This window comes from Streptomyces sp. NPDC051555 (assembly GCF_044454405.1).
Classification (GTDB): Bacteria; Actinomycetota; Actinomycetes; order Streptomycetales; family Streptomycetaceae; genus Streptomyces.
Genome location: NZ_JBITDP010000068.1, coordinates 1 through 7,329 on the forward strand (window position 1 = coordinate 1; position 7,329 = coordinate 7,329).

9 protein-coding genes are annotated in these 7,329 nt (G+C 68.0%); 5 read left to right on the top strand and 4 right to left on the bottom strand.

The window, feature by feature from the left end; genetic code table 11:
- Window positions 1-739: 739 nt before the first annotated feature.
- From ACIBEA_RS43750 to ACIBEA_RS43765, 4 genes are all read right to left on the bottom strand, one after another.
- Window positions 740-934 (bottom strand): hypothetical protein, encoded by a 195-nt coding sequence (locus tag ACIBEA_RS43750; protein ID WP_399270024.1) that lies wholly within the window; start codon window positions 932-934, stop codon window positions 740-742.
- Window positions 935-965: 31 nt separating this feature from the next.
- The gene (locus ACIBEA_RS43755) at window positions 966-1,205 is read right to left on the bottom strand and encodes a hypothetical protein (RefSeq protein ID WP_399270026.1); all 240 of its coding nucleotides are present in this window, start codon (window positions 1,203-1,205) and stop codon (window positions 966-968) included.
- A complete protein-coding gene (locus tag ACIBEA_RS43760) occupies window positions 1,202-2,212 on the bottom strand; it encodes a recombinase family protein (RefSeq protein ID WP_399270028.1) in 1,011 nt (336 codons plus the stop codon). The genes ACIBEA_RS43755 and ACIBEA_RS43760 overlap by 4 nt, the downstream gene beginning before the upstream one ends.
- A 215-nt stretch (window positions 2,213-2,427) precedes the next feature.
- On the bottom strand, window positions 2,428-2,775 hold the full coding sequence (locus ACIBEA_RS43765) for an ArsR/SmtB family transcription factor (protein ID WP_399270030.1): 348 nt from the start codon (window positions 2,773-2,775) through the stop codon (window positions 2,428-2,430).
- A gap of 90 nt (window positions 2,776-2,865) precedes the next feature.
- On the opposite strand from ACIBEA_RS43765, the gene ACIBEA_RS43770 reads away from it, so the two are divergent.
- The 5 genes from ACIBEA_RS43770 (at window position 2,866) to ACIBEA_RS43790 (ending at window position 7,326) form a co-directional block, all read left to right on the top strand.
- On the top strand, window positions 2,866-3,849 hold the full coding sequence (locus ACIBEA_RS43770) for a DMT family transporter (protein ID WP_399270032.1): 984 nt from the start codon (window positions 2,866-2,868) through the stop codon (window positions 3,847-3,849).
- A gap of 43 nt (window positions 3,850-3,892) precedes the next feature.
- Window positions 3,893-4,285: a hypothetical protein gene (locus tag ACIBEA_RS43775; RefSeq protein ID WP_399270034.1), complete on the top strand. Its 393-nt coding sequence runs from the start codon at window positions 3,893-3,895 to the stop codon at window positions 4,283-4,285.
- Window positions 4,286-4,433: 148 nt separating this feature from the next.
- Window positions 4,434-5,852 (top strand): IS21 family transposase, encoded by a 1,419-nt coding sequence (gene istA, locus ACIBEA_RS43780; protein WP_399270040.1) that lies wholly within the window; start codon window positions 4,434-4,436, stop codon window positions 5,850-5,852.
- The gene (gene istB / locus ACIBEA_RS43785; RefSeq protein WP_399270036.1) at window positions 5,849-6,622 is read left to right on the top strand and encodes an IS21-like element helper ATPase IstB; all 774 of its coding nucleotides are present in this window, start codon (window positions 5,849-5,851) and stop codon (window positions 6,620-6,622) included. The genes istA and istB overlap by 4 nt, the downstream gene beginning before the upstream one ends.
- 95 nt (window positions 6,623-6,717) lie before the next feature.
- Window positions 6,718-7,326, top strand: coding sequence for a winged helix-turn-helix domain-containing protein (locus tag ACIBEA_RS43790; protein ID WP_399270038.1), 609 nt, complete (start codon window positions 6,718-6,720; stop codon window positions 7,324-7,326).
- The last annotated feature ends 3 nt before the right edge of the window (window positions 7,327-7,329 follow it).

Below are 7,329 nucleotides of genomic sequence, written 5' to 3' on the forward strand. Positions count from 1 at the left end.
CTCGGCTACCTCACCCCGGCCGAGACCAGGCAGCGGCAACAGCACGCCCTCGCAGCGTAGACATCGAGTGTCCAGGATCACGGGGAAACTTCACTCAGCGACCTTCCCCAATTGGCCGAACCCGGAGTACGCCAGCCGGGGACGTGGGAGAGGGTCAGGCCTCTTTGTGGACGATCGCGTGAAAAACATGAACGCTCACAAGTGAGCGTCGGGCGTCAGGGCCGATTCACCCGGGGTGTGTTGCATTCACTTCAGTTGAGGGTTCTCACTCCTGGCGTGCGTTGGCATGAAGGAGGAGGATGTGAGTCAGACACGTTCGCTGGACGGACCCCTTCCGAGTGGAGCCACTTGTCGTCCATAGAGCCACTTCCCTAAGCCGGCCTCGGGGAACATCGGTACGGCGGTTAACGCTAAGCAGTTGATCATGGGGTCTGGTCCTGGCCGTGTCCTTGCCGCGGCCGTACTCGTTGGAGGGGATGACGCGTGCACGGGGCTGGACCCCCGCGTTGGGTCCTGTGCGGTCCGCGGCTCCGATTCCTGCGCTGCGTCGGCGCCGCGTCAGTTTCCCCGGCGCCGAAGGTCCCTGATCTCCCGAGCGGTCGGGGCCTTCGTACTGGTCGAGCTCTGCCGTGACGGCGTGGTGGTGATGGGGCTGTCGGACCGGGGGCCCAACCACGGTGCCGGTCCGACAGCCCCGGGAGCGCGGTGGCGATGCCGCCGCGGAAGTATTGAGGTGGGGTCAGCGGCTGGGCCAGGGGTAGCGGCGGGCGAGGATCGTCCACTCCTCGTCCGCGCGGCCCGGCACCAGGTGGCCGGCACTCTCCCATTGCTCGGCGAGCTCGCTGAAGATCGGCTCCAGCTCGGGGCGCAGAACCGTTTCGCTCCTGGGGTGGCCCACGCCGGTGACCGGGGTGAGCCGCATCGTTGTGGCCACGCCGGGTTCAACGGCGGCGGGGCCGTTCGGGTTACCCCCGTGTCCTGCCTGAGTCGAGGGAGCGCAGGGCGGTGCGGGCCTGGTGGGTGTCCAGCAGGATCCCGAACTCCTCGAACGCGACGGCCATGACCTCCTCGTGGGTGGTGCGCTTTCCTTCGGGGGTGCGGCGGGCGGCGAGGTGGGCGGCGCCGCGGGCCAGGATGGCGTCGCGTTCTGCGGTGTCGAGGCTGTGGTCGTTGAGCGCGGCCAGGACCTGGCGCCACAGCGTCACTGGGCCTCTCCCTGTCCGAGGGCCTGCTGCTCCAGGCGCCGCATCAGCTCCGGGTCCCTTTCGCTGCCCGGCCCTGTGATCCGGGCGGGCCTGGGGCGCCGCTGCTCGATTACCCGCGGTTCGACTGCCGCTTCCCCTTGCTCTGCTTCGGCCAGGGCCCGGTAGAGGGAGGCCACCGAGGGGGACGTGCCCGCATTCTTCCCCGTCTTGATGGTGAGCTTCTTGGCGATCTCGGGGACGGGGACGCCCTTGTCCTTGAGCGCGATGGCGAAGGTGAGCATGTCGTCGTCGATGACCTTCGGCCGTCCGCCGTGGTTGCCCTTCGCGGCGGCGATGACCTGGCCTTCGAGGGTCTTCTCCCGGATGTAGTTACGCTCGATCTGCCCGGCCACGGCGAGGACGGCGAAGAACATGGCGCCCATGCCGTTCGGGTCGTAGATCCCGGTGAGCGGGCCGGTGAGGAGTTCGAGCTGGATGCCGCCGGCCTGGAGCTCGGCGGACATCGTCATCAGCTCGTCCGCGTTGCGCGCCAGGCGCTTGAGTTCGTGCACGGTGAGGATGACGGGCGTCTCGGGGGCGGCCTCCTTGAACTGGTGGGCCAGTGCGAGGGCCTTCTCCAGCTCGGGCCGCACCTTGACGCGGGTGCTGATCTGCTCCTTGAAGACCTTGTGGCACTCGGCGCGGTGGAGGGCTTCGAGCTGGCTCGCCAGCTCCTGCCGGGCCGTCGACGTCCTGGCGTACCCGATGCGGACCGGCCGCTCGGCGCGGGGCGCGGCCACCACCGCGAGCGCGGGACCCTGCTTCCACGCGCGGCCCGGGTGCCGGTCGGCGGGGACGGGGATCTCCAGTTCCTCGCGGAGCGCGGGGACGAGGACGAAGCGGGGAGTGTGGTACTTCGCGGCGGTCTTCCCGCCCCGGGTGCGGCAGGCGCTGCCGGCGGGCGCGGCACAGTTCGGACAGTCGTTTCGTTCTACCGCAGATGCGGCCCGATGGGGCGTGAGATCCATCCGGGAAGTCTCTCAGAAGTGCCTCGCACAACACGCGGGTTTCGAGAGGGCTTTTGCGAACGGCGACCTGCGGAAACGTGATCACCCCAAGGGCTGTCGCAGAACTCTCACAGATGAACATTTGTGAGAACGTGCGCGCAGCGGCTGTCCCGGCCGTCGAGGGCTGCTTCTTCGCTCGCGCCCGTCGGTTCCGGCCGGATCCGGGTCGGAGTCTCTCAGGTGGGGGTGTCGGTGGGGCGGCCGGCGGCGAGGAGTGCTGCCAGGAGGCCGGGGAAGCGGGATTCGATGTCTGCGGTGCGCAGTGAGATGTAGCGTTCCCGGCCCGCGGCGCGGGTGTGGGTCCAGCCGGACTGGCGCAGGATCCGGAAGTGGTAGGAGCCGGTGGCTCTGGTGACCGGCAGTTCGATGTCGCCGCAGCCGGCCTCCCCGTCGGTGAAGAGCCGGTGGACGATCTTTTGCCGCAGCGGGTCGGCGTAGCCGCGCAGGAAGTCGGACAGGCAGATGTCGGCGGTCGCCGGCTGGTCGGCATCGGCGGGTACGGATGCGGTCTTCCTTGCGGTCATCGGCGACTCACTCCCCACGTTTCGAAGGTTCTCTAACCATACTGTATGGTTCAAATTGTCCCATTTAGAGAACCTTCTAAGGATCCCCCTGTGTCCCGTCCTCTCCTGGGCGCGCTGCTGGCCAGCGGCGCCGCCATAGCCCTCGGCAGCCTCTTCCCGGTGGCCGCCGGCATCTTCCAGCATGTCGACGCCCTGCACACCACCACTCTGCGTTACCTCATCGCGGCGGCCTTGCTGCTGCTGATCCTGGTCAAGGTCGAGGGCCGCCAGGCACTGCGCTTCGACGGCCGGATGTGGCAGATCATCGGCCTCGGCGTCATCGGCATCGCCGGGGTGAACCTGCTCTCGTTCGTCGGGCTGGCCCGCTCCACCCCGCAGAACACCGCCCTGATCGTCTCCCTGCAGCCCTGCATCGCCGTGGTGGTGATGTGGCTGCGTACCCGCAAGGCCCCCAGGCCCGCCAAGCTGGGCGTGACGCTGCTGGCCCTGCTGGGCGTGGCACTGGTGATCACCAAGGGGAGCCTGAGCGGAGCCGCGGCAGGCGGTATCGGCGCCGGTGAGGGCCTGGTCCTGATCGCCGCACTGCTGTGGGTGCTGTACTCCATCGGAGCGGCCTCCCTGACCGGCTGGTCCCCGCTGCGCTACACCGCCCTGACCTCCGCCGCCGGCGCGCTCGTCATGGCCGCGATCACCCAGGGGATCACGTTCGCCGGCGGTGCCCGCACACCCTCGCTCGGCGACCTTTCCGCGGCCGCCTGGCCGCTCCTCTACATCGCGGTGGTCTGCGGCGTCGGCGCCATCCTGGCCTGGAACGCCAGCATGAAACTCCTCGGCCCCTCCAACGCCGTCCTCTTCTCCACCCTGATCCCCATCACCGCGCTGACCATCCAGATCGTCCGCGGCTACCGGCCCGGCACCATCGAGATCGCCGGAGCCGTCATCGCCGTGATCGCCCTCATCGCCTCCAGCCTGCTCGACCGCCGCACAGCCCGACCGAACACCACCCCCCTCCCGCCGGCCCGCTCCCACCACCCCGAGCCGGCAGAACGCGCCCGGGAAAGCACCACGGCCTGACCACCACCCCCACGACACCCCGCCTCTCAGCAAAGGACCTCCCGTGACCACCAGCGCATCCATCGGCACCGCAACCGAGACCGGCAGCCCGCTGCGCACCCTGTTCCTCTTCCACGTCACCCAGGACTTCTTCAGCACCGAACCCGGCCAGTGGCCCGCCATCGCCGCCACCATCCGCACCGCCTTCGACGACCTCTCCGGCCGCTACGGAGTCCACGTACTGGGCACCATCGACGACGACCAGCTGACCGTCGGCGCCGCGACCGCGGGCGCCCCCGCCACCGCCTACGTCCTCGCCGACGTCCCCGACCTCGACACCGTCAAACAGATCTGCAACATCCTCCGCGAACACACCCACGGCCCGCACCTCCTCTGCAAATACCTGCGCATCGAAGCCCGCATCGGCCGCCCCCTGTTCTTCGCCACCCACTACTGACCTTGAAGTTGTCTTGTCGTAGGGTGTCGGCGTACAAGTGAACGTGCACCACCGCGTACGGGTGAAAGTGCACCGTTCTTGATGTGGTGAGGTGGGTGTCGCGCGAGTCTTCTGTCGTCCTGTTCTGGGTCGGTGGAGGGCGGCGAGGGTGGTCTTGGATCCGCATCGCTGGTTGGAGCTGAGGCGGTTTCGCGGTCTGTATGAGTCCGGTGCGATGAGCTTGCGGGAGATCGCGAAGGAGACCGGGCTGAACCGTCGTACGGTCGGCAAGTACTTGTCGGGCGAGACGCCGGTCGCACCGCCGCGGCGGGCTCCCAACGGTCAGTCGTACCAGCGGCTGGTGGACGAGGTCGCGCCGTTGATCGACGCGATGCTGCGGGCCGAGATCCTGCTCAAGGGGGCGGTGATCCACGAGCGGCTGGTCGCGGAGTACGGGTTCACCATCAACTACCAGCGCGTCAAGATCTACTTGCAGGAGGCCCGGCCCCGCATCGCGGAGGAACTGGGCATCAGCCCGGGTGAGCTGGCGGGGCTGCACCGCCGGTTCGAGGTGGTGCCCGGGGCCCAGGCCCAGGTCGACTGGGGTGACGAGGGCAAGATCCTCGCCCATGTCGGTATCCCGAAGGTCTACTCGTTCCACATGACGTTGTCCTACTCGCGTGATCCGTTCTGCTGCTTCACCACCAGCCAGGACCTGGCCACCTTCTTCGACTGCCACCGCCAGGGGTTCGCGCACTTCGGCGGGGTGCCGATGGCGATCGTCTATGACCGCACGAAAACGGTGGTCCGCCGGCACGTCGCACCGGGTGAGGCGGTCCCGCTACATCCCGAGGCTGTCGCGTTCGCCGGGCATTACGACTTCGACCCCGACGTGCTGGCCGCCTACCGGCCGACGGGGAAAGGCCGGGTCGAGCGGCAGGTGCTGATCGTCCGCGATCACGTTCTGGCCGGACGTGCCTTCTCCTCCATCGAGGAAATGAACGCCGCGTTCACCGCCTGGGTTCCCATGCGGCGGGCGAAGGTCCACGGCACCCACGGCGAGGTCATCGGCCTCCGGGCGATCCGCGACCACGTGGCCCTGCGGCCGCTGCCGCAGACGCCTTATGTGGTCACACAGCGGCACCTTCGCCATGTCGGCAAGGACTGCCTCGTCGCCTTCGACGCGAATCTCTACTCGGTGCCGGCCCGCAGGGTCTGCCCTCGCCAGCTGGTCGAGGTCAGGGCCACGAAGTCCCACATCATGCTGCATGCCACCGTCACCGGTCACAGCGGCGAGACCTTGCTGGCCACCCATCCGCGGGCGGGCGGCAGGGGCGCCCGGGTCGTGGATGAGAAGCACTGGGACGGCCTGCCCACGGGATCCGGCCGCCGCGTCACAGCTGGCGACGGGAGCTTGCCCCTGCTCCGTCGGCAGAATGCGGGCCCCGAATCCGGGCCGCTGGCGGCCCTGTTGAACCGGGCCGCGGTCACCCAGGTCGAGGTCGGCCGTCGGCCTTTGTCGGTCTATGACGAGCTGACCGGCACCCGCCCCTTCACCACCAAGCCGAGCACGAGGGAAACGTCTTGAGTGAGCTGGTCTCCACCCGCATCCGTAACACGGCCGGCAAGCTGGGACTGCCCCACCTGGCCGACGCCCTGGCTCAGTACGCTCAGCGGGCTGACGAGGCCAAGATGGGATACCTCGACTTCATCGACCTGGTTCTCTCCGAAGAGCTCGCGGTCCGTGACGACCGCCGCTTCCGCACCGGCCTGCGGATCTCGAAGCTCCCGCACCACAAAACGCTGGACGACTACGACTTCTCGTTCCAGCCCGAGCTCGACCCGCGCAAGGTCAAGGACCTCGCCACTCTCTCTTTCGTCGAGGCCAAGGCCAACGCGGCTCTGCTCGGGCCGCCGGGAGTGGGCAAGACACACATCGCCGTCGCTCTCGCGGTCGCGGCCTGCCGGGCCGGGTACTCGATCTACTTCACCAGCCTCGACGACATGGTCCGCAACCTCAAGACTGCCGAGGCCGCCGGGCGCCTGACCAGCAAGCTCGGCAGCTACCTGCGGCCGGCTGTCCTCGTGGTCGACGAGGTGGGCTACCAGCCTCTCGAACGCGCCGAGGCCAACCTGGTCTTCCAGGTGATCTCCAAGCGCTACGAAAAGGGCTCGATCATCTTGACCTCGAACAAGACCTTCAGCGAATGGGGACAGGTGTTCGGCGACGAGGTTCTGGCCACCGCCATTCTCGACCGCCTCCTGCACCACTGCGACGTGATCTCCATCAACGGCCCCAGCTACCGGCTCAAGAACCGACTCGCCGCCATCGAGCGAGACCGCGACAACGCGGCCTGAGACTGGTGCACATACCTCTGTACTTGGTGGAGCACCCAGAGGAGTACGCCGACATAGGGGCTGACGTTTGGTGATCGTCGCGGTATGCCGGGTGTATGAGGTATCCGCAGGGTGGGGGTCTGACCGCGGAGAGGCAAGCGTTCCGTGAGCGGGTCCGGATGGAAGCGGTCGCGATGTTCGCCGAATGTTGGGGCAGTACGGAGATCGCGAAGGAGTTACGGGTCAGCGTCCGATCGGTTCAGCGGTGGCGTCGTGCTTGGCTCGAGGCCGGCCAGGATGGGGTCCGTTCTCAAGGCCCGGCATCCCGTCCGAAGCTGAGTGACGCGCTGTTCACCGTGCTCGAGGAGGAGTTGGCGAAGGGTCCGGTCGCGCATGGCTGGTCTGATCAGAGATGGACGCTGTCCAGGATCAAGGCGTTGATCGGGCGGCGGTTCCACAAGTCCATGACGCTGTCGGGCATTTCCCAGATGCTGCGTCGGCACGGCTGGAGCCATCAGGTTCCGGCCCGTCGTGCCGTCGAGCGCGACGAGGCGGCGGTGGCCGGCTGGGTGAAGGACGTGTGGCCGCACGTGGAACCACCGCGGCGGCGCTCGGGGCCTGGCTCGTCTTCGAGTTGCGCCGTGAGGCGCTGTGATTCGTGTGGAGGTGAGAGACCTTCACCGCTGACCTGTCGTAGCAGGGAGGTGGAGCTGAGGGCAGCCTGATCC

Excerpts from the sequence above, each read along its gene's own strand:
- ACIBEA_RS43765 (WP_399270030.1), bottom strand. The coding sequence starts at position 2,775 with ATGACCGCAAGGAAGACCGCATCCGTACCCGCCGATGCCGACCAGCCG.
- ACIBEA_RS43790 (WP_399270038.1), top strand. The coding sequence starts at position 6,718 with ATGAGGTATCCGCAGGGTGGGGGTCTGACCGCGGAGAGGCAAGCGTTC.
- ACIBEA_RS43760 (WP_399270028.1), bottom strand. The coding sequence starts at position 2,212 with ATGGATCTCACGCCCCATCGGGCCGCATCTGCGGTAGAACGAAACGAC.